At 31.9% G+C, this 1,159-nt stretch carries 1 protein-coding gene; it reads right to left on the bottom strand.

What is annotated here, in order from left to right:
- Positions 1 to 651: 651 nt before the first annotated feature.
- Positions 652 to 1,014, bottom strand: coding sequence for a DUF805 domain-containing protein (locus IV71_RS06975; protein ID WP_010691871.1), 363 nt, complete (start codon positions 1,012 to 1,014; stop codon positions 652 to 654).
- Between the last annotated feature and the right edge of the window lie 145 nt (positions 1,015 to 1,159).

Below are 1,159 nucleotides of genomic sequence, written 5' to 3'. Positions count from 1 at the left end.
GCATAGCCTAAATTATGTAAGCTTTTGATTGCACCACGGTCATAAGCTGATAAACTTGAATGGTTCAAAGAAATTTTTCTTTTGGCTTGTCTAAGCAACTATCATTGTAAAGAATTTTTTGGGCTTTTATTTTAAATTTTATGGTTCGAAGTAATTACAGAATCTGACTTTTCTTGGATCAGTTAATTTTCTTGTTCACGCTTACTAGGTACATGGTTTAGCAAATTATAAAAAGTACTCCGTGAAATTTTAAAGCACGGGGTACTTTTTATAATTCGATGACAAGCGATTACATTGGCTTAACTAATTGATTATGCGGTATCATGACTTAACTCTTTGCCAATAATATCGCCACTCTTTTTAAATATTATTCCCCTTTTCGATCTTTTTGATATCAGTGTCGATTTTATCTTTAATCCCCTGTTTTTGTGCTCCATGAGCTAATTTTAAAACAGTCGTTGAGGCCATCCCAATTTCTTGTTCAAGGGACTTAGCAGATTGTTCTTCCTGGTAAAAAGCAATAATTGAACTTTGGACTCCTTTAAACAGTGTGGTTATTTTGTCATGTACTAAATTCGTTATTTCTTCTTGAATATTATACGGGGGCCCAATGCATACAGGCTGTTCACTTTATTAGCATACGAGAAGGACTTAATTCCTATGTGTAGGTTTTCCCAGTAGTATGAACAAATATAATTCACCAATAAGAGGAATAAATTGGACTAATAGAAAATACCATTTCCTCCCTGAGTCCCTCAATCGCCTAATCATAGCGCTTAACTCAGCCACTTCAAATAAAATTAAAAAAAAGAACAAAGGTATAAAAATAAAAACATTGTTTGTTTCGCTAATTGTTTTTCCGGTGATAAAAGTAACAAGGAAAGTAATTACTAAATTAAAAAGTGCATTAATAAAAAAAGGAACCCAAAATTCAAATCTATCCTCTGTTCCCGAAAAATTAAAAATTTCACGCCAAAAATTTTTATAAACCCTAACTACCGACTTCTTATTCATTGGAATGCCCCCTAATACACTACTTAGTATTATGACAGACTCATAATTACTTCGAACCATAAAATTTAAAATAAAAGCCCAAAAAAAATTCTTTACAATGGTAGTTGCTTAGACAAGCCAAAAGAAAAATTTCTTTGAACCATTT

It is taken from the genome of Fructobacillus fructosus KCTC 3544, assembly GCF_001438695.1.
Classification (GTDB): Bacteria; Bacillota; Bacilli; order Lactobacillales; family Lactobacillaceae; genus Fructobacillus; species Fructobacillus fructosus.
Note: the sequence above shows the minus strand (reverse complement) of the source record. Positions and strands in the feature narration are given on the sequence as shown.